Annotated in this window: 17 protein-coding genes; 6 read left to right on the top strand and 11 right to left on the bottom strand. The window is 66.0% G+C overall.

The window, feature by feature from the left end; translation table 11 throughout:
• Positions 1–9: 9 nt before the first annotated feature.
• The 9 genes from IHE46_RS03915 to IHE46_RS03955 all read right to left on the bottom strand — a co-directional run bounded on the left by IHE46_RS03915 (position 10) and on the right by IHE46_RS03955 (position 12,292).
• Positions 10–672: a PilX N-terminal domain-containing pilus assembly protein gene (locus tag IHE46_RS03915; RefSeq protein ID WP_225562787.1), complete on the bottom strand. Its 663-nt coding sequence runs from the start codon at positions 670–672 to the stop codon at positions 10–12.
• A gap of 17 nt (positions 673–689) precedes the next feature.
• A complete protein-coding gene (locus tag IHE46_RS03920) occupies positions 690–2,063 on the bottom strand; it encodes a PilW family protein (protein ID WP_192163752.1) in 1,374 nt (457 codons plus the stop codon).
• On the bottom strand, positions 2,063–2,593 hold the full coding sequence (gene pilV / locus IHE46_RS03925) for a type IV pilus modification protein PilV (RefSeq protein ID WP_192163323.1): 531 nt from the start codon (positions 2,591–2,593) through the stop codon (positions 2,063–2,065). The genes IHE46_RS03920 and pilV overlap by 1 nt, the downstream gene beginning before the upstream one ends.
• A 345-nt stretch (positions 2,594–2,938) precedes the next feature.
• Complete coding sequence (locus IHE46_RS03930) at positions 2,939–3,616, bottom strand: Fe2+-dependent dioxygenase (protein WP_192163324.1); 678 nt, start codon at positions 3,614–3,616, stop codon at positions 2,939–2,941.
• Positions 3,617–3,696: 80 nt separating this feature from the next.
• A complete protein-coding gene (locus IHE46_RS03935) occupies positions 3,697–6,039 on the bottom strand; it encodes a catecholate siderophore receptor Fiu (protein ID WP_192163325.1) in 2,343 nt (780 codons plus the stop codon).
• Positions 6,040–6,392: 353 nt separating this feature from the next.
• On the bottom strand, positions 6,393–8,534 hold the full coding sequence (locus tag IHE46_RS03940) for a M13-type metalloendopeptidase (RefSeq protein WP_192163326.1): 2,142 nt from the start codon (positions 8,532–8,534) through the stop codon (positions 6,393–6,395).
• Positions 8,535–8,664: 130 nt separating this feature from the next.
• Positions 8,665–10,458 carry a M14 family metallopeptidase gene (locus IHE46_RS03945; protein ID WP_192163327.1) on the bottom strand — a complete coding sequence of 598 codons (1,794 nt, stop codon included), beginning with the start codon at positions 10,456–10,458 and terminating at the stop codon, positions 8,665–8,667.
• 73 nt (positions 10,459–10,531) lie between these two features.
• Entirely contained in the window at positions 10,532–11,194 is a 663-nt protein-coding gene (locus IHE46_RS03950; RefSeq protein ID WP_192163328.1) for a DUF502 domain-containing protein, read from the bottom strand.
• A 42-nt stretch (positions 11,195–11,236) separates the two neighbouring features.
• Positions 11,237–12,292 carry a tellurite resistance/C4-dicarboxylate transporter family protein gene (locus IHE46_RS03955; RefSeq protein ID WP_192163329.1) on the bottom strand — a complete coding sequence of 352 codons (1,056 nt, stop codon included), beginning with the start codon at positions 12,290–12,292 and terminating at the stop codon, positions 11,237–11,239.
• A 134-nt stretch (positions 12,293–12,426) separates the two neighbouring features.
• Between IHE46_RS03955 and IHE46_RS03960 the strand changes: the two genes are divergently transcribed.
• Positions 12,427–12,948 carry a sigma-70 family RNA polymerase sigma factor gene (locus tag IHE46_RS03960; RefSeq protein ID WP_192163330.1) on the top strand — a complete coding sequence of 174 codons (522 nt, stop codon included), beginning with the start codon at positions 12,427–12,429 and terminating at the stop codon, positions 12,946–12,948.
• A gap of 2 nt (positions 12,949–12,950) precedes the next feature.
• Positions 12,951–13,616: a hypothetical protein gene (locus IHE46_RS03965; protein WP_192163331.1), complete on the top strand. Its 666-nt coding sequence runs from the start codon at positions 12,951–12,953 to the stop codon at positions 13,614–13,616.
• 31 nt (positions 13,617–13,647) lie between these two features.
• On the opposite strand, the gene IHE46_RS03970 is transcribed toward IHE46_RS03965, so the two are convergent.
• Both IHE46_RS03970 and trxA read right to left on the bottom strand, forming a co-directional pair.
• Positions 13,648–14,100 (bottom strand): DUF4442 domain-containing protein, encoded by a 453-nt coding sequence (locus IHE46_RS03970; protein ID WP_192163332.1) that lies wholly within the window; start codon positions 14,098–14,100, stop codon positions 13,648–13,650.
• Between the two features lie 73 nt (positions 14,101–14,173).
• A complete protein-coding gene (trxA, locus tag IHE46_RS03975) occupies positions 14,174–15,040 on the bottom strand; it encodes a thioredoxin (RefSeq protein ID WP_192163333.1) in 867 nt (288 codons plus the stop codon).
• A 109-nt stretch (positions 15,041–15,149) separates the two neighbouring features.
• Here trxA and IHE46_RS03980 point away from each other — a divergent pair, with 109 nt between their 5' ends.
• Genes IHE46_RS03980 through IHE46_RS03995 form a run of 4 tightly spaced genes read left to right on the top strand, consistent with a single transcriptional unit; the run spans position 15,150 to position 18,697 of the window.
• On the top strand, positions 15,150–15,806 hold the full coding sequence (locus tag IHE46_RS03980; RefSeq protein WP_192163334.1) for a paraquat-inducible protein A: 657 nt from the start codon (positions 15,150–15,152) through the stop codon (positions 15,804–15,806).
• Entirely contained in the window at positions 15,803–16,435 is a 633-nt protein-coding gene (locus IHE46_RS03985; protein WP_192163335.1) for a paraquat-inducible protein A, read from the top strand. The genes IHE46_RS03980 and IHE46_RS03985 overlap by 4 nt, the downstream gene beginning before the upstream one ends.
• Positions 16,428–18,092: an MlaD family protein gene (locus IHE46_RS03990; protein ID WP_192163336.1), complete on the top strand. Its 1,665-nt coding sequence runs from the start codon at positions 16,428–16,430 to the stop codon at positions 18,090–18,092. Before IHE46_RS03985 ends, IHE46_RS03990 begins: the two co-directional genes overlap by 8 nt.
• Complete coding sequence (locus IHE46_RS03995; protein ID WP_192163337.1) at positions 18,089–18,697, top strand: PqiC family protein; 609 nt, start codon at positions 18,089–18,091, stop codon at positions 18,695–18,697. The genes IHE46_RS03990 and IHE46_RS03995 overlap by 4 nt, the downstream gene beginning before the upstream one ends.
• Positions 18,698–18,729 lie beyond the last annotated feature (32 nt).

Raw genomic sequence — 18,729 nt, forward strand, 5'->3', positions numbered from 1 at the left:
GGCTCCGACTCAGTTGCCTTTGGCGGCGAACGTGCTTTGCAGCACGCGCACGGTGTTGGGGTTGCCGCCCGTAGCGCGGGCGGTGATGCGGTAGATGTGCCGGGTCGTGCTGCTGTAGCCGCTGCCGGTGGGGCCGGTGGCGCCGGCTTCGTGCAGGCCGCTGCTTACGCCTGCGGGCAGCTCCACGCCGAGATCCTCGATGATGTACACCGGGTTGTTCGCCAGCTGGGCGGTGCCGCTCGACGTGGCGTAGTTCACGCTGCCGGAGGGACCGGTATAGGTGGCGGCACCGCTGGTGATCCAGCCCTGGCCGTGGCGGAACTGGGTCACGGTGCCGGTATTGCCGTAGAGGGTCGTATTGGTCGGGTCGTACTTGTAGCAGCTGCCCGCGAATATCCCGGTGCCGCACAGCAACGGCGTGCCGGTGAGGTTGGTGGTGTTCATCCACAGCGTCCACTCGGCACCACGCACCGCGTTTTCTGCACTCATTTGCGCTTGCTGTGCGTTGCGCAGGCCACCGGCCATGCGCTCCTGAAGCAGCGAGCGCCCGGAGGCACTGATGGCAAGCATGGTGAGCAGCAGCAGGAAGATCAGAGCCACAAGAAGCACAGCGCCACGTTGGTTTTGTGGCGGGTGCTGGACGGACGCGAGGTGACGGAACGGAGCAGTCATGATGTTTTCTTCGCGCCTCAGGGGTTGAAGTTGCGCAATGAAATCAGCGTGGTGAATTGGCGGCGCAGCAACTGATTGACGAAACCCTGGTCGGTGGGATGGATGGCATGGGAAGCGTCGGTTGGCGCGGCAGGCTTAGTGCTGCTGGGGTCCACGGTGTAGACGTAGCTCATGTCGTTGCTGGTCAGGGTATAGAGCGGCTGCTGGCCATCCACCAGGATGTTGATCTCGATGCTTTTTACCGCGCGCCACAAACAGCCCGGGTCGCTGCCCAGCGGGTTAGGGGCGGATGGCGGGCAGGCAACTGCGCCCGAGTCCACTTGCTTTGCGGTGAGGAAGCTGGTCATGCCATTGCCGTCTTCGACGCCGTATTTGAAATCCAGCCGTTCGACGCCTTGCGCGATCTCGTCCTCGGAGCCGCCGGGGTTGCTGGCGCCACCATTGACCCGACGCATCAGCGCGCCGGTATAGGGAGCGGCGCCATTGTTGTTGAGGCTAACGAGCTTCACGTAATACGTGACGGTCTGGTAGTCGCGGGTGAAGTCGAACAGCTTTGGAGCCGATGAGGGCTGCTGCAGTACGGGCGTGCCGTTGTTTTTCGAGGTGTTGACGCTGATGACGCCACCCGTGTCGTCGGCGGTGAAGATCTGTGCGTTGGAGCAGTCGGCCAGCATGGCCAGGTCCCCTGACCTGAAATCGCTGGCCGGCGGCTCACCGACACTGCTGTCCGGCGCGATCGTGATGCTGCTTACCGAGGAGGTGCTGCCAGCGGTGGCAGGGGTGATGTATGTGTAGCCTGGGCGACCGATGGCCCAGCCGCGCGAGGGGTTGATGTAGCGCACGGTAAGTACTGCGGTGCCCGGTACGCGGTCGTTCAGCGTGGGGGCCATGGCAGGGATGGCGGTGAGTGAACTGCTCGGGTTGACAGGCGTGCAGGACGAAGTGGTGCAATCGTAGCCTCGCATCGAGAGAAACGAGGGGAAGGTATAGGAACTGGACGAGGGGGCGCTGGGGTAGGTGTTGCCGCCGCTGTTGCCGCCCATCGGCGTGGTCACGTCGTACATGCCCGCAGTGAGGTTCTTGGCGTAGACCGTGGGGGCGCGCAGGCCATCCAGATAGGTGCCTCCGCTGGTGGCAATCGGCGTGGCGATGCCGCCGCTGTTGGTGCAGTACTGGCCGTTGGCCATGAGCAGGTCGCTGCTCATGCGGTTGATCGCGAAGCGCCCGGTTTCCTGCAGTGCAGCGAGCTGGGTCTGCACGCGGTTGCTGCTGGATGTGGAGATGAACACGCTGATGATGCCGGCTGCCACCAGCAGGCCCAGCACCATGGCGATCATCAACTCGATCAGGGAGAGGCCGGATTGAGTGAAGCGATGGAGGGATTGGCGCATCACGGCTGGAACTCCCAGGTAAAGACTTGCGACAGCGCCGCGCTGTGGGTCGAATCGCCGACGCCGCGTTCCGTCCAGGTGATGGTCATCGTGCAGTTGCCGCCGTAAGGTGGGCGCATGCCGTACTGGGCGGAGGTCGGCGTATAACCGGCACTGCTCGCGTCGCAGTTGATCGTCGCCTTGGCACTGGGCAGGAACGTGGTGAGCTGAGTGCTCCACGTCTGCATGTCATACGTGGCCAAGTCATCCGGCGTGCAGGGCGAGGTCGCAACGCATGAGGCCCCCGTGCTGGCTATCGGGTAGCTGCTGCTGTTGTAGGTGCCATCCCATACCGCCATCGGGTTCGCGCTCATGCGATCGGCCATGTTCTGCGCGAGGAAGGCGACCTGGGTGCGCAGATAGGCCGCCTGGTTGGAGCGCGTGGACATGATGAGCAGGCCCGCCAGCCCGATCAGGCCGATGCTGAAGATCATTACGGCGACCAGCACCTCGATCAGCGAGACGCCGCGCTGGCGTATTGGGCTTCGCATGTTTTCCCCCTGGGTACGCGGCAATGCGCCGACGCGGCATAGGCAATGGAGATTATCCGCGGCCGGCGTTCGTGTTTGTGTGCCGCTCGTCAGCGATTTGCAGCCGCTGGTCGGGGCCTAAAGGAGGGCGCCATGGTGCCGATCGGCCGGATGTGCGATGTGTCACACCATCAGCGTTGGCGATGAGTTGGGTGCGGGTGCCGATTGCAGATGTGGCCATGCTCCCCCGGCGAAGTCCCAGCTGTTGGCAGAACCATGCTGCCCAGGTTCAAGGCCGGGTTGGCCGTTGCCGTCTTCCATCCTGCAGAGACGGGTATTGTGGCGTAGGCGAAGGCGGCCTTGCGGTCAACTCTCGGCCCACTGCCGCAGCAGGTTGTGGTACGTACCGGTCAACTGCAGCACGGCGTCGCGGTCTGCGCCGGTGGCGACCAGGCGCTGAATCGAGGCATCCAGTTCGTACAGCAGGCGGCGGCGGCCGTCGTCGCGCACCAGGCTTTGCACCCAGAAGAATGCAGCCATGCGCGCGCCACGTGTCACCGGCTGCACGCGGTGCAGGCTGCTCGAGGGGTAGATGATGGCGTCGCCGGCGGGCAGCTTCACTTCGTGCTCGCCGTAGGTGTCGCTGACGATCAGCTCGCCGCCGTCGTAATCGTCCGGCTCGCTCAGAAACAGCGTGCAGGAGATGTCGCTGCGTAGCTGTTCGCCGTTGGGCATCGCCATCACCGAGCCGTCGACGTGCATGCCGTATTCGCCGCCGCCTTCGTAACGATTGAAGCGTGGCGGCAGTGTGCGCAGAGGCAAGGTGGCGGCATGGTAGAGCGGATTCTTCGCCAGCGCGGCGAGCACCGTTTCGCCAAGCTGCTTGCGCAGCGGCGAGGCATCGGGCAGCTGTACGTTGCGTTTCACCTGCGCGCCTTGAGCGCCTACGGTTTCGCGGCCATCGGTCCAGTCGGCGGCATCGAGGGCGGAGCGCAGCTGCCGAATCTGTTCGCGGTCCAGGATGTCGGGGATGTGCAACAGCATGGTGTGATTCCTCAACGCGGAAGGCCTTCCCGCGGGAAGGCCTTCGAGTGTGCCTCAAACCGCGACGGCCCTGGTACGCCTCAGAAGTGGAAGTTCGCCGTCAGCATGCCGGAGCGCGGCGTGCCCGGGATATAGCGGTAGCCACTCTTGTTGATCGCCGCGACATAGGTCTTGTCGAACAGGTTGTAGAGGTTGAGCTGCAGATCGAAGTGTTGGTTGATGGTGTAGGTAGCCATCGCGTCGAACACCCAGTAGGACTTGGCGTACTGCGGCGTGCCGATGGCGCCGTCGACGCCGCGCTGCATTTCGCCGGAGTAGCGCGCGCCACCGCCGATGGTGAGGCCGAACGGCAGGCGGTAGGTGGTCCAGCTGGTGAAGGCGCTCTTGGGCGTATAGGCCAGCACGTTGCTGCCGTCGGCGGCGGGGGCTGAGGAGGAGGTGGCGCTACTCACACCGCCGCTACTGAGGCTGGTGTGCATGCTGGTGAAGCCGGCATTGACTGCCCAGTTCGGGGTGATCTGGCCGACGGCGGTGATTTCCACGCCCTGCACGCGCTTCTGGCCGATCTGGTAGTACAGCAGGGTGGTGGGATCCTGCTCCAGGTCGTTGCTGACCGTGGTGCGGTAGAGCGCGGCACTCAGCAGCAAGCGCTCGTCGAACAGGTTCCATTTGGTGCCCACTTCCGCCGTGCGCGCGCGCTCCGGTTCCAGCAGCGGATTGTCCGCGCTATTGGTGGAGCTGCTCAGCGACAGACTGTTGCCGCCGGGCGGCTGCGCGGAAGTGGAAAGGGCCGCGTAGACACTGCCGTTCGCCGCCGGTTTGTAGATCAGGGCCAGCTGCCAGCTGGTGAGGTTGCCGGAGGTGTCGGCATCCAGGCCGGGCACGATGGTGCCGGTGGCCAGGCTGCCGCAGGCGGGGCCGCTCTTGGCGCCGCAGGCGACGGCGCTGTCGAAGTCGGTGTCGTAATGGTCGAGGCGCGCGCCGGCGTTGACCTGCCACTGCTCGCCGAACTTCATCGTGTCGAACAGATAGGCGGCTGCCGTGTTGGTTCTGCCGTTGGTCCAGCCGCCGTTGGGGCCATAGAGCAACGCGTTGCCGACGTCGGGATTCGGGTCGTAGAGGTTGGCCACGGGCCAGGTGCTGCCGTTGAGCGCGGCGAGCGTGGTGGTGTTGAGCTTTTCCTGGCTGAGCTCGATGCCGGTACTGAGGCTGTGGGTGACGGCGCCCGTTTCGAAATCGGCAGTGAGGTTGAGCTGGTTGGCGACGATGCGGTTGATCTGGTCCTCGAAATTCGGATTGCTGCGCGCCAGGGTCCAGGTGGATGGATCGGTCGGATCGGGCGTCTTCAGGTTGGCGGCGGTGGCCGTGAACGAGGTCAGCAGGTAGTTCTCCTGCGTGCGGCCCCAGCGCAGCGTGTCGTGCAGCGTCACGTTGTCCGAGAAGTCGTGCTGCAGGATCGCGGTGAACATGTTCTCGACGACATGGTCGTGATCCTGGTCGGTGCCGTAGAAGTTGGCCGGATTGACCGCAGGCGCATTGCCGATGAACGGGCGCGTAGGATCGGGCGAGGAGTAGCCGGGCAGGCCGACGGTGGGCACACCGCCATCGGGCACGTTGTCCTGCTTCACGTGCAGGAAGTCGAGGTAGACGCGCGTCGACGAGTTCAGACCCAGCGCCAGCGAGGGCGCCACGCCCCAGCGATCGTTCTTCACGTCATGGCGGCCGGGCACGCCGCTGTTCTGGTCGAGCACGTTGAGGCGGAAGGCGGCGCCGTTGCCGATCCGCTGGTTCCAGTCGGCGGTGGCGCGCTTCTGATCGTAGCTGCCGTAGGACACCGAACCGGATACCGCATCTTTCAGCGTAGGCTGTTTGGTCACCATGTTGATGGCGCCGGAGGGCGCGGTGCGGCCGTATTCCGTGCTGTCCGGACCCTTGGTCACCTCGATCTGCTCGATGTTGAACACGTCGCGAGAGATGGTGTTCAGGTCGCGCACGCCGTCCACGAAGATGCTGCTGGTGGTGTTGAAGCCGCGCATGTAGACGGCGTCGCCGGTGTTGGTGGAGCCGTTCTCGCCCAGGAAGAACGTGCCCACGCCGGGCGTGTTGCGCAGCGCTTCGGTGAGCGTGGTGGCGCCTTGCTGCTGGATCAGGTCCTTGCTGATGACCTGGATGGTCTGCGGCGTATCCACCAGCGGCTGGGTGAACTTGGGCGAGGAGAGCTGCGCCGTGGCGGCGGCGCCTTCCACGGTGACGCCTTGCAGGTGCTTGGCCTGGGAGGTCTGTGCATCCGTGGTGGGTGATGCGGCATCGGTCGCCATGGCGGGCAGGGCCAGTGCGAGGCCGGTAGCCAGGGTGGCGGCGGTGAGCGCGGGTGTGGCGCTGCGGCGCGCTACGGGATGCTTGCGGCTCTTGACGAAGCCCATCGGTAAAACTCCTCGCTGATGCTGATGACGGCGGCAGGCGTGCCGGATGCGGCAACTCTCTGCGGATCGGCGGCGAGGATAAATTGTATGAGAATGATTCGCAATAACTGATTTCAGGAAATGATACGGACAAGGTGCCGAAGAGGTGGCATCGCACGGTCGATTTCCGCCACAGCATCGGTTGTGCCGCGGGGGCCAAGACTCGTGGTGATGGTCCACGGCGCATCGGCGGCTGTGCCGCACCATGGATACCCGAAGGGTGGCGATCGGCGACGCAAAAAAACGCCGCGCAGATGCGCGGCGACGAGAAGAAGCACGAGCCGCGGCGACGGGGCGCCGCGGCTCGCAGGGGGTTACCAGATCTTCACCTGCTTGTCGCCGGAGCGCACCATCGCGTCGCCCGGCTTGCACTGGAAGGCGGTGGCGAAGGCACTCATGTCCGACGGCGAGGCGATGGCACGAACCGCGATCGGCGAGTGCGGGTCGACGTTGAGGTACAGCTCGGCCTGCTTGTCGCGCACGCTGCCGCGCCACACGCGCGCCCAGTTGAGGAAGAAGCGCTGATCTTCGGTGTAGCCGTCGATCTTCTTGTCGGCTTCGGACGGATCCTTCTTCATCGCGGTCTGCAGCGCGTCGTAGGCGATGTTGAGGCCGCCCAGGTCGGCGATGTTCTCGCCCAGGGTCAGCTTGCCGTTGACGTGCAGGTCGGGCTTGCCGGCGATCGGGGCGTAGCCGTTGTACTGATCGACCAGCGCCTTGGTGCGTGCATCGAACTGTGTCTTGTCCTGCGGCGACCACCAGTTGGCGCGGTTGCCGTCGCCGTCGAACTGGCTGCCCTGGTCGTCGAAGCCGTGGCTGGATTCGTGGCCGATCACCGCGCCGATGCCGCCGTAGTTGATCGCGTCGTCGCCCTTCGCATAGAAGAACGGCGGCTGCAGGATCGCGGCCGGGAAGTTGATGGTGTTGGTGCTGGGGTCGTAGTAGGCGTTGACCGTCTGCGGGGTCATGCCCCATTCCTTGCGGTCGGTGGCCTTGCCGATGTGCGACAGGTCGTACTGGTAGTTGTACTTCTGCGCGGCCTGCAGGTTGGCGTACCAGTTGTCCTGGCTGATGGTCAGGCCCGACCAGTCGCGCCACTCACCCTCGTCGGGGTAGCCGATCTTGGGCAGGAACTTGTTCCACTTGTCGATGGCCTTGGCCTTGGTGGCGTCGCTCATCCAGTCCAGGTGCTCGATGCGGTTCTTCAGCGCGTCGCGCACGTTGGTGACCAGCTCCTCGGCGCGCTGCTTGGTTTCCGGCGTGAACACCTTGGCCACGTACAGCTGGCCAAGGCCCATGCCCATCGCACCGTTGACGCCGCCCAGCACCTGCTTCCAGCGTGCCTTCTGCTCGGGCTGGCCGGCCAGGGTCTTGCCGTAGAAGTCGAACTTGTTGTCGCGGAACGCCTTGGACAGCGAGCTGGAGGCATCGTCGATGGCGTGGAAGCGCAGGTAGGCCTGCCACTCGGAGGCCGGCGCGGTCGCCAGCAGCTTGTCGAACTCGGCGAAGAACTTGGGCTGCGACAGCGAGAAGCCGTTGTCGATGGTCACGCCCTGGGTCTTGAAGAACTGTTCCCAGCTGAAATGCGGGGTGACCTTGTCGGCGTCCTTGACGCTGACGAAGTGGTACTGGTTGTCGAGGTCGCGCATCTCGGTGGGGGCGAGCGAGGCGCCGGCCAGCGAGGTCTCGAACTTCATCACTGCGTCGGCCTGCTTCTTGGCGTCGGCTTCGGATACGCCGGTCAGCTCAAGCGTCTTGGCGATATAGGCCAGGTAGGCGGTGCGCAGGTCCTTGTACTCCGGCTTGGAGTAGTAGTCCTTGGTGGGCAGGCCCAGGCCGCCCTGCATGGCGAAGCCGATCTGCTTGGTGGCGTCCTTGAAGTCGGCGCCGGAGCCGAAGCCGAACACCTGGCCATCGCCGTCGGCGGCGCTCTGGTCAAGGTAGTTCACGATATCGGTGGTGTTCTTCAGGCCGTCGATGGCGGCGAGCTTCGGCTTGATCGGATCGAAGCCGGCCTTCTCGATGGCGGCGTCGTCCATGCCGGACTTGTACAGCCAGCCGATCTTCTGCTCGACCGAGCCGGCCTTGGCGCTGTCGGCGTTCTTGGCGGCGTCTTCGACGATCTCGTGCTGGGTTTCCAGGCTCTTCTCGGCCAGCTGGTTGAAGGCGCCCCAGCTGGTGCGATCCGACGGGATCGGGTTGGCGGCGACCCACTTCGCGTTGACGAAGCTGTTGAAGTCCGTGCAGGCCTCGGTGCCCGGACCCAGCTCGCTGATGTCGAACACGCTCGTCGGCGCGGCAGCGGCGGCCGTGGTGGCGGCCGGGGCCGGCGCGGCGGCGGTGGCCGACTTGGCCGGCGCAGGAGCGGCGGACTGGTCGCTGCTGTTGCCGCAACCGGTCAGCGCCAGCGCGACAGCGGCGGCCAGCGCCATGGGCTTCAGGAATTGCTGGGTCATGGATTTCCCTCTCTTTAGCGGTGTGTGGTGCCGCCGTGGCGGCGTTCTGCGTGAGCTGGCCGGGCCTCGGTGTTAGCCCCCTCCGACCATGACCGCCCACGCTAGGTCGTTCGTCATGGCCGGCCCAGTGTCAAAGGTCAGGGGTGCCGCCGGCAAGCTGCCGCAGCCCGGCCGCGTCCAGCCGCAGCACAGGGTAGGCGCCCACGCCCTGCACGGCGTACCAGGGCGAGCGCTGGAAGAAGAACGCCAGGCGCGCATAGCCGTTGGCGGCGAAGGCGGGGTCGTCGTGCAGCTTTTTGTCGAATTCGGCCTGCAGCGACGGGTCTTTCGCCAGCATGTCGCGCGCCAGCTTTTCCAGCACGCGCGGTTCGCCGTATTCCTTGGCTTCGAAGATCGCGTCGAGGTAGCCCCACTGCAGCAGGGAGTCGGGCGCCTGCGGTTCCAGCAGCTCGATGGCCACGTTGGCGGCCCGCTGGTCCATGGGCACGATCACCGAGCCGGGCGGCAGGGTGGCGGTGCGCTGCACGCTGGCGAGCTTGAAGTCGCGCAGCATCAGGTGGCCCTCGAACGGCTTCGTCGCCCACTTCGGGTCGTCCAGCTGGTAGCCCTGCGCGGTGATCGTCACGGCATGGTCCAGGCGCCGGTAGCGGATGCCGTGCGCATCCAGCCGGTCGATGATCGTCGTCCACTGCGCGGGCACCACGTAGGCGGCGGGCGGCATGATCGAGAGGTCGGGCAGCAGGCCGTTCCAGTTCGGGATGTCGTAGGTCTTCGGCGTATGCGGGTCGTACTGGATCCAGTTGGCGCCGGAGATGTCGCTGTGGGTCAGCGTGTATGCGTAGCCCTTCAGCGCGTAGGGCGTCGAAACAGGATCGGGCTTGAAGGTGAGCGGCACGCTGGCCTGCGCATCGTGTGCGCGGGCGATAGTGTCGGCGTCGGCCTTGGCGGTGGCGGCGAGCAGCGCGGCCGGATGCGCGTCGATGTCGGCCAGCATCAGTTCGATCAGGTCGTATGCCGCCTGTACGCGCACCGCATACGGCTTGAGCATGTGCGTTTCGATCAGCAAGGCGGGACGGTTCTGCAGCGCTGCGTAGCCGGTGGAAAAGCGCGGGCCGGAGCCGAAATTCTCTATGCCCTTGGTGGGATCGGCGCCGTTCTTGAACTCCAGGTAGATCGAGGCGAGGTGGCCGCGCTTGTCGTACGCGGGCATCACTGTGTCGGTGAGCCGTTTCTGCCAGTCGGCAAGCACGGGATCGAGCTTGTGCGGATCCTCGGTGTACCAGGTGAGGTCGTACTGGTAGTCAGCGCCGTCGGTGGTATGCACGTCCACGAGGAAGTCCGGCAGCCACGCCTGCCACAGTTTCAGCCATGCGCGCATTTCCGGCGCATCGGCCTTCACGTAGTCGCGGTTGAGGTTGAGGTATTGCGACTGGCCGCGGAAGCCCATGCTCTCCGGGCCGTTCTGGTTGATGCGGTTATACGGCGAGCTGTGCTCGTGGCCGTCCACGCTGAACACCGGGATGTAGACCAGTACGGCATGGTCGAGCAGATGCGGGTATTTGCCGGCGATGGCGAAGTCGCGCAGCAGCATCAGGCCTGCGTCCTTGCCCTCGATCTCGCCGGGGTGGATGCCGGCCTGTACCAGCACGACGGGCTTGTGCGTGGCACGCGCGGCTTCGGGGGTGAACGTGCCGTCTCCGCTGGCGATCACCACCGTCATCGGCCGGCCTTCCGGCGTCGTGCCGAAGGTTTCCAGCCTGATCTTGCCGGGTGCCGCGTGTTGCAGGCGCTCGAGATAGGCCAGCGTGTCGGCATAGCTCGGCGTGGTGCGGAAATGCGCGGCCTCGGCGGGCGTGGTCCAGTCGGTGGCGTGCGCGCCCGTGGCGGCGAACGCGAGCAGGGCGAGTAGCGGCCATTTCGGCATGGGAATTCCCCCGGTATGTCAGAACCTGTTCGTGATCTCCGGGCGCCGTGCGCCCGGAGCTGCTTGCACGCACTTATGGCGTGTCGGTGGGCAGGCGTTGCGCGGCGGGCAGGCTGTCCGGCGCCACCGCGCCGCCGGAGATGATGAAGGCCATCGCCTGGTCCATCGTCCAGTCGGTGGGCGTGAGCTCGCTCATCGGCACCAGTTCCAGATAGCCGCCGGTGGGGTTGGGCGTGGTGGGGATGTACACCGCCGCCATCTCGCGGCCGGTGCCTTCCTCGATCAGCGTGCGGGTGACGAAGCCCACCACCTTCATGCCCGGCCGCGGGAAATCCACCAGCACCACGCGCTGCGTGCCGCCGGGCTTGTTCTGCAATACCGCGGTCAGCTTCTTGGTGCCGCCGTAGATCGTCTGCACCAGCGGTATCCGCTGCAGCAGGGCGTCGAAGGCATCGAGCAGGCGCTTGCCGATCACGCGGTTCGCCAGCCAGCCCACGGCATACAACCCGCCCAGCGTCAGCAGCAGGGCCAGCACGAACACCAGTCCGCTCTTGTTGAGCGTGTCCGCGACGTGCGGCGCCACCAGCCCCAGCGCTTCCGTCAGCGCCGCCACCACCGGCGCACCGATGCCGGCCAGCAGGCCCAGCACGAACTTGAACACCAGCACCGTGACCCACAGCGGCAGGAAGGTGAGCAGGCCGGTGATCAGATAGCGTTTGATTCGCAAGGGAGGCATGGCGATACGCAGGGAAGGGGACGCCCCATTGTAGGGAACGTCTCAGCGTTGCGCGTGCGCGCCATGCCGAAGCCCCTTGCGGTACAGCCGGCGCAGGCCGATCAGCGCCACCAGCAGCCATACCAGTAGGCTCACGTACACGCCGACGGCGGGGATCGCCAACAGGAAATCGGCATGCAGCGCCTGCGCCAGTTCGAACGTGCCCACGGTGTACATGCCGATCGGGAACACGATGTCCCAGTCGTCCGTCTCGTAGCGCAACGGCACGTGGCGCCAGACGTGCCGCCAAATCTCCAGGATGACCAGCAGCGGAATCCACCAGGTGGCAGTGGCCCAGAAGAACAGGGTGAAACCTTTCACGAACGGCAGCAGTTCGGCCAGCGCGCCGCCGGTGGGCGCGTGGATCACGATCAGGCTGCCGGCGAGCGTGGTCACCGCCAGCGCCCCCATGTCGATCCAGTATGGCGGAGTGAACTCTCTCGCGCGCAACGGGAAGAACACCATGCGGTACACCACCAGGGTGATGATCAGCAGATAGAGTGCCGCGCCCAGCATGTACAGGCTGAGCGCGACGAACTGCAGGCGGTCGGGATCGGCGCGGCTTGCCGCGACCAGGGTCAGCAGGGTCGACAACGCCTGGGTGGATACCACCGCCACCAGCCAGCCGCCGTTGATGCTGCGCGTAAAGCCGGGCTTGAAGCGTGCGGTGATGGTGGCGGCGAAAAACAGGTAGATCAGTGCGAGCCACAACACCGCACCTGTCACCGCCAACGTTGCCGCCAGCGCGGGTAGCGGCAGCACCAGGACGCACTGGCTGCCCAGCACGCAGGTAGCTGCCGCCAGGGTGAGGAAACCGGCGCCGCGCGAGGGATCGGTGAAGTCAGCCACCATCTCGTGGCGGAAGCGCGCCAGCCGCAGCAGGCTCAATGCCAGCAGCCACGCGTAGGCCAGCAGATTGAGCGCGAACAATGCCAGGGCAAGCCTTGGCAGGCCGTGCTGGCCAGCATCCACCGATACGATGCCGGTGGCCATCACCAGCGCGAAGCAGCCCGGATCGAGGCGGCGCACGCGGATCAACAGGTTGTCGGCCAGTGCCATGCTTGCCTCCGGCGGATTCCGTGGCTCCCTGTGGCGATTATGCGAGCCGCCGATGTCGCCGCACGGTGACGCCCTGTGATTTTTTTCGCGTCCGTGCGAATCATGCTGGCAACAACGGGGATACGTGGACGGACATGGGCGGCACGGCAGACCAGCAACGCTTCGAGGCGCTATGGCGCGAGCACCGCGGCATCGTGCTCAAGGTGGCCGGCGTTTATGCGCGCGGTGCCGAAGAGCGGCTCGACCTGGTGCAGGAAATCGGGGCGCAGCTGTGGCGCGCCTTTGCCGGCTACGACGAGCGGCGCGCGAAGTTCAGCACATGGCTTTACCGCATCGCGTTGAACGTGGCGATTTCGCATCTGCGCCGTGCGGGCGGCGAATCCCGCCGCTTCGAGCCGCTGGAGGAAAGCCACCTGGACACCATCGCCGGCGAACCCGCCGCGGAGCCGGACGAGCGCGTCGAGGCGCTCTACACCTTCATCGGCGAACTCGACGCGCTCAATCGCGCGCTGATCCTGCTTTACCTGGAAGACCGGAACTACACCGAGATAGCAGAAGTGCTCGGCATCAGCGCCACCAACGTGGCTACCAAGATCAACCGCATCAAGCAGAAGCTGCGCGGCCAGATGACCGCTGCGACCACGACGGGAGCATGACCATGGAACTCGACGAAATGAAGCTGGCGTGGCAGACGCTGGGGCGGCAGTTGGAGCGACAGAATGCGTTGAGCGAGCAGCTGTTCCGCCAGGGGCAGGCCGATCGCCTGCGCCGCCATCTGCGCCCGCTGGTGTGGGGACAATCGCTGCAGATCGCCTTGGGCATCGTGCTGATGCTGTGGGGCATCAGCTTCTGGTCCACGCACGTGGGCCTGTGGCAGGCGATGGCCTGCGGCATCGCCATGCAGGCTTTCGGCACGCTGGCGCTGATCTTTCCGGCGCGCCTGCTGTCGATGCAGCAAGGCCTCGACTACGCCGCACCGGTGCTGGCCATCCAGCGCCGGCTGGCGCAGATGCGCGCATGGCGCGTGAAGGTGGAAGCGCCGGTGTTCGCCGTGCTGGGCAGCGTGATCTGGATTCCCGCGATGCTGATGCTGATCCAGTACAGCTGCGACCGTGCGGGTGTGCCCCGGTGGTGGGACAAGGCGCCGGGGCTGACGCTGTGGATGCTGCTCAGCGGCGCCGTTTCGCTGGGACTGGTCGCGCTGGCCTACGTGGTGCTGCGCAGGTTCGGCCGTCGCCGCTGGTTGGAGAACAATTTTGCGGGCAGCTCGATCATGAAGGTAGAGGCGGCGCTGGCGGAGATCGCCCGCTTCGAGCACGAATAGCGGCACATCGAAAAGACGGAAGGCGGGTGCTTCAACGCGCGCGTGGCTTCAACCGCACATAGAGCTGCTTGCGCACGCGTGCGACTACTTCGCCGGAGGCGGTGGTGATGTCGTTCTCGAACCAGCGCAGCACTTTCTCGCCACTGGCCGCGGCTTCGCGCAACTCGGCGAGCGTGGCGTCGTCCATGTGGAAATGCGCGTAGACATCCTCGCGCCCCGGCGCCACGAAATCGATGCTGCCGGCCTTGTCCCACACGTAATAGTCGGGACCGAGCCGGTGCATCGCCAGCAGCATCCAGAACGGATCCACCATCGCGAACAGGTTGCCGCCGAATTGGCTCTTGACGTAATTGCGGTTCCACGGCCGCAGCCGCAGCACGATCTTCGCCCGCGCGTAGTCTTCGCTGAGCGTCTGCACGCGGATGCTGTTGAACAGGAACGGCGGCCAGAGGTTCAGCAGCCGGCGGAAGGTGGATGCACGCATGGAGGCACGGAGCGTCGGAGGTGTTCCGTACTTTAGCGTATGGAATGAAAGGCGGCCAGCGGGGCCGCGGATTTCAGAACAGCAGCGAGGCCATGCGGCGGCGGTAGCGGCCCACCAGTTCGGCGTCGTCCAGTGTGGCGAAGGCCGCGATCAGGCGCTTCTTCGCCGCGCCGTCGTTCCAGTCGCGGGCCTTCTCGAGGACGGCGAGGAATTGTTCGAGACCGGCGGCCGGGTCGTTGCCCAGCAGCAGGCGCACGCCCAGCAGGTCGCGCGAGGTCCAGTCCGCGGGATCGGCCTGTACGCGCTGTTCCAGTTCGGCTTGTGCGGGAGCGTCTTTCAGCGCGCGGGCGAGTTCGAGCTGGTGACGCAGGCGCACGGCGCGCGCGTCGGTGGCGAGGTTGGCGGGCAGCGCGTCCAGTTCGGTGGCGGCAGCGTCGCTATGGCCGGCCTGGGCGAGCGCGGCGGCAAGTTCGAGCTTGAGCTCGGCGCGTTCGGGCTCGGCGGCGATGGCCTGCTGCAGGCGGTTGATCGCCGCTTCCGGCGTTTCGGCGGGGGCGGCGACTTCCTCGACCTCGTCCGCGTCGCCTTCGTGCGGTTGCACGTGGCGGCCCAGGAATTCGCGCAACTCGCCCAGCGGCAGTGCGCCGGCGAAGCCGTCGGCGATCTGGCCGTCCTTCACCAGCACCACCGTCGGCACGCTGCGGATGCCGAACATCGCGGCGAGCTGCTGGTTCTTGTCCACGTCCACCTTGCCCAGGCGGAACGCGCCCTTGTATTCGGCGGCGAGCTGTTCCAGCAACGGGCCCAGCGTCTTGCACGGACCGCACCAGGTGGCCCAGAAATCCACCAGCACCGGAGTGTCCAGCGAGGCGTTGAGCACATCGGCCTCGAAGTTCTGTTCGGTGACGTCGAAGACGTGGGCGAGGTTGGCGTCGGTCACGGCGGGTTCCGGAGGAAGGGTGAAGCTAGTTGAAATGGAGTGCGCGCCCCAGCATATCAAGCCCATGCCGCATCGCCCGTGACACGATCGGATTTGCGAGAATCACCGGATGGCTCTGTCCCCGCCAGATACCTTTGACGCCGTCTCGACAGTGCATCCGCTGCTGATCTGCGAGCACTGCGACACCGTGCACCACCGTTGTCCGCTCGCCATGGGCGAGGTGGCCAGGTGCGCGCGTTGCGGTGCGGTGCTGGAGCGTTGCCGCGGCATGCGCGCGGGCACCATGCTGGCGATGCTCCTGACCGCATTGGTGGTGTTCGTGCAGGCCACGCTGTGGCCCATCGTGACGCTGGGCCTCAATGGCCAGCACGTGCACGCCACGCTGTGGAACGTCGTCCAGATCATGTGGAACGACCACTCGCAGGTGGTGGCGGTGCTGGTGGCTGCCACGCTGTTCGTGTTTCCGCTGATCAAGATCCTGACCCTCGGCTGGCTGCTGCTGTATGCGCGCAACGGGCGCCGCGCGCCAGGTTTCAGGCCGCTGATGGTAGGGCTGCACCATCTCGGGCCGTGGACGATGAGCGAGGTGTTCGTGCTGGGCGCGCTGGTGTCCATCGTCAAGGCGCACCTGTATTTCGACGTGATCCCCGATCCGGGCATCTATGCCTACGGCGTACTGATGCTGCTGATCACCCTGTTCGCGAGCATCGACCTCGATCGGCTGTGGGACGAGACGAGCGACGAGGACGCGGGAGCGGCGCCATGAGTGCGTTGCCGCGCGCCGACGAACTGGGCCTGATCGGTTGCCACGTCTGCGGCCAGGTCTGCAGCCTGGGAAGCGAGGATGCGGAGGCGCTGGCCTGTCCGCGCTGCGGTTCGGCGATGCACCGGCGCAAGCCGGCGGTCTATGCGCGCTGCTGGGCGCTGCTGATAGCCGCATTCCTGATGTATATCCCCGCCAACGTGTTGCCGATCATGCGCACGGCCAGCCTGGGCGACATCGACGACAACACCATCCTCAGCGGCGTGGTGGAGCTGTGGGTGAAGGGTTCGCCGGGGCTGGCGGTGATCGTGTTCTGCGCCAGCATCATGGTGCCGATGCTGAAATTCCTCGCACTCGGCACCTTGCTCATCAGCTGCCAGCGCGGCAGCAACTGGGCGCGGCGGCAGCGTGCGCAGCTGTACCGGCTGGTGGAGCTGATCGGCTACTGGTCCATGCTCGACGTGTTCGTGGTGGCCCTGCTCACCGCGCTGGTACGCTTCGGCTATTTCAGCCTGGTGGAGCCATTGCCGGGCGTGGTGTTTTTCGGCCTCACCGTGGTGCTGACCATGTTCGCCTCGATGTGTTTCGACCCCCGGCTGATCTGGGACGGCAAGGAAGATTCCGATGACTGACAAGCAAGCCGACAACCTGCCGCGCCCGGTGCTGCGCAAGCGGCGCAACAGCGCCTGGCTGATCTGGCTGGTGCCGGTGCTGGCGGCGATCGTGGGCATCTCGCTGGTGGTGAACGCGTGGCTGCAGGCCGGGCCAGGCATCACCATCAGCTTCCAGACCGCGCAGGGGCTGGCCGAAGGCAAGACGCCGGTGAAGTACAAGGACGTGGTGATCGGCATGGTGAGCAAGATCCGCCTCAGCGCCGATCGCAGCCACGTGCTGGTGAAGGTGAATTTGGAGAAGAGCGCCAGTTCGTTCGCCACCAGCGACACGCGCTACTGGGTGGTTCGCCCGCGCATCGGCCTGGGTGGCGTGTCCGGCGTGGACACGTTGTTCTCCGGCGCCTATATCGGCGCGGACACCGGCGATTCGCAGACCGAACAATACGACTTCAAGGGTCTGGAAACGCCGCCGGCCGTGACCCATGGCGAGCCCGGCAAGAGCTTCACCCTGCATGCCGACGACCTCGGCTCGCTGGATATCGGTTCGTCCGTCTATTTCCGCCGCATCCAGGTGGGGCGCGTGGTGTCCTATCAGTTGGACAAGGACGGCAAGGGCGTGACCTTCGCGGTATTCATCGACAGCCCCAACGACCGCTATGTGAACAGTTCCACCCGCTTCTGGAACGCCAGCGGCGTGGACGTCTCGCTAGGTGCGGACGGCCTCAAGCTCAACACGCAATCGCTGGCTACCGTGCTGGCCGGCGGCGTGGCCTTCCAGGACCCCACGGGGCCGCACGACACCACGCCCGTGGCCGACGGCACCAGCTTCCAGCTGTTCGCCGACCAGACCACCGCGATGGCGCCGCCGGATGGCCCGCCGAGCTACATCCGGATGCGCTTCGACCAGTCCCTGCGCGGACTGGCGGTGGGCGCGCCGGTGGAGTTCCTCGGCATGAACTTCGGCAAGGTGGTGTCGATCCGCATGGACTACGACGAGAAGGCCCACCGCTTCCCGTTCATCGTCGGCGCCGTGGTCTATCCCGAGCGGCTGGGCCAGGCGCACGACAAGCTCGTAGCGCTGGCGAAGCAGCGCGGCGACAACGCCGACCTGTCGCACATGGTCGGTACGCTGGTCGACCACGGCCTGCGCGCGCAGGCACGCACCGGCAACCTGCTCACCGGCCAGCTGTATATCGCGATGGACTTCCTGCCGAACGCGCCCAAGACGAACTACAACCCCGATGCGCGCCCGCTGGAAATCCCCACCGCCCCAGGCAGCTTCGACAAGCTGCAGGAGCAGATGGCCGACATCGTGGGCAAGCTGGACAAGATTCCGTTCGACCAGATCGGCAACCACCTCAACGATTCGCTGGCCAACCTCGACGCCACGCTCAAGCAGGTGAACGGCCAGACCCTGCCGTCGCTCAACGACACCCTGCACGACGCACGCAAGACGCTGGGCGCGGCCAACGACACGTTCTCCGCCGACTCGCCGCTGCAGAAGAATCTGGGCAACTCGATGCAGGAACTGCAGCGCACGATGCGTTCCTTGCGCGTGCTCACCGATTACCTCGGCGTGCATCCCGAGGCGTTGCTGCGCGGGCGACAGGCCGATCCCGCGCCGGCCGCACCGAAACAGCCGCCTGCCGCCCAACCGAACAGGAGCCAGCCATGAGTCGCCTGCGTGCATGGATATCGGGAGCCCTTGCGCTGGGCCTTGCGGGCTGCGCTTCCGCGCCGATGCATTACTACACGCTGACGGCGCAGGGTGCTCCTGCCGAACGCATCGCGCCCGTGCCGTATCCCTTCGAACTGTCGCCGGTGAACGTGCCGGCCCAGGTGGACGTGCCGCAGCTGGTGGTGCGCACGGGCGGCCAGGGCATGCAGCCGCTGGACGGCGAGCGCTGGATCGCGCCCTTGGGCGACGAGATCCGCGGCGCGCTCTCCGCCGACCTGGCCAAGGCGCTGGGTGTGGCGGACATGAGCGGGCTGCCCGGGAACGGCCAGCCGCGCCTGCGCATCACGCTCGATGTGCGCCGTTTTGAATCGGTGCCCGGCGACCATGCGTTGATCGAGGCGGCGTGGAGCCTGCACATGACCGGCACGTCCGGCGGGCAGGACGCGCTCTCCTGCGTCAGCGTGGCCCGCGAAACGGTGGGCGCGGGCTACGACGCGCTGGTGGCGGGCCATCAGCAGGCAGTGGCTTCGCTGGCCAACCGCATCGCCGGCGCCGCGCGTGCCTACGAAGCCGGCAACCGGCCGGCTTGCCCGGCCGATTGAGGCTGCTGAGGGCGGGGAACGGCGGCCATTCT

The organism is Rhodanobacter sp. DHG33, assembly GCF_014843005.1.
GTDB lineage: Bacteria > Pseudomonadota > Gammaproteobacteria > Xanthomonadales > Rhodanobacteraceae > Rhodanobacter_A.

What these genes read in the sequence shown, in the direction of transcription:
- IHE46_RS03915 (WP_225562787.1), bottom strand. Translation starts at nt 672, where the DNA reads ATGACTGCTCCGTTCCGTCACCTCGCGTCCGTCCAGCACCCGCCACAA.
- IHE46_RS03920 (WP_192163752.1), bottom strand. Translation starts at nt 2,063, where the DNA reads ATGCGCCAATCCCTCCATCGCTTCACTCAATCCGGCCTCTCCCTGATC.
- pilV (WP_192163323.1), bottom strand. Translation starts at nt 2,593, where the DNA reads ATGCGAAGCCCAATACGCCAGCGCGGCGTCTCGCTGATCGAGGTGCTG.
- IHE46_RS03930 (WP_192163324.1), bottom strand. Translation starts at nt 3,616, where the DNA reads ATGCTGTTGCACATCCCCGACATCCTGGACCGCGAACAGATTCGGCAG.
- IHE46_RS03935 (WP_192163325.1), bottom strand. Translation starts at nt 6,039, where the DNA reads ATGGGCTTCGTCAAGAGCCGCAAGCATCCCGTAGCGCGCCGCAGCGCC.
- IHE46_RS03940 (WP_192163326.1), bottom strand. Translation starts at nt 8,534, where the DNA reads ATGACCCAGCAATTCCTGAAGCCCATGGCGCTGGCCGCCGCTGTCGCG.
- IHE46_RS03945 (WP_192163327.1), bottom strand. Translation starts at nt 10,458, where the DNA reads ATGCCGAAATGGCCGCTACTCGCCCTGCTCGCGTTCGCCGCCACGGGC.
- IHE46_RS03950 (WP_192163328.1), bottom strand. Translation starts at nt 11,194, where the DNA reads ATGCCTCCCTTGCGAATCAAACGCTATCTGATCACCGGCCTGCTCACC.
- IHE46_RS03955 (WP_192163329.1), bottom strand. Translation starts at nt 12,292, where the DNA reads ATGGCACTGGCCGACAACCTGTTGATCCGCGTGCGCCGCCTCGATCCG.
- IHE46_RS03960 (WP_192163330.1), top strand. Translation starts at nt 12,427, where the DNA reads ATGGGCGGCACGGCAGACCAGCAACGCTTCGAGGCGCTATGGCGCGAG.
- IHE46_RS03965 (WP_192163331.1), top strand. Translation starts at nt 12,951, where the DNA reads ATGGAACTCGACGAAATGAAGCTGGCGTGGCAGACGCTGGGGCGGCAG.
- IHE46_RS03970 (WP_192163332.1), bottom strand. Translation starts at nt 14,100, where the DNA reads ATGCGTGCATCCACCTTCCGCCGGCTGCTGAACCTCTGGCCGCCGTTC.
- IHE46_RS03980 (WP_192163334.1), top strand. Translation starts at nt 15,150, where the DNA reads ATGGCTCTGTCCCCGCCAGATACCTTTGACGCCGTCTCGACAGTGCAT.
- IHE46_RS03985 (WP_192163335.1), top strand. Translation starts at nt 15,803, where the DNA reads ATGAGTGCGTTGCCGCGCGCCGACGAACTGGGCCTGATCGGTTGCCAC.
- IHE46_RS03990 (WP_192163336.1), top strand. Translation starts at nt 16,428, where the DNA reads ATGACTGACAAGCAAGCCGACAACCTGCCGCGCCCGGTGCTGCGCAAG.
- IHE46_RS03995 (WP_192163337.1), top strand. Translation starts at nt 18,089, where the DNA reads ATGAGTCGCCTGCGTGCATGGATATCGGGAGCCCTTGCGCTGGGCCTT.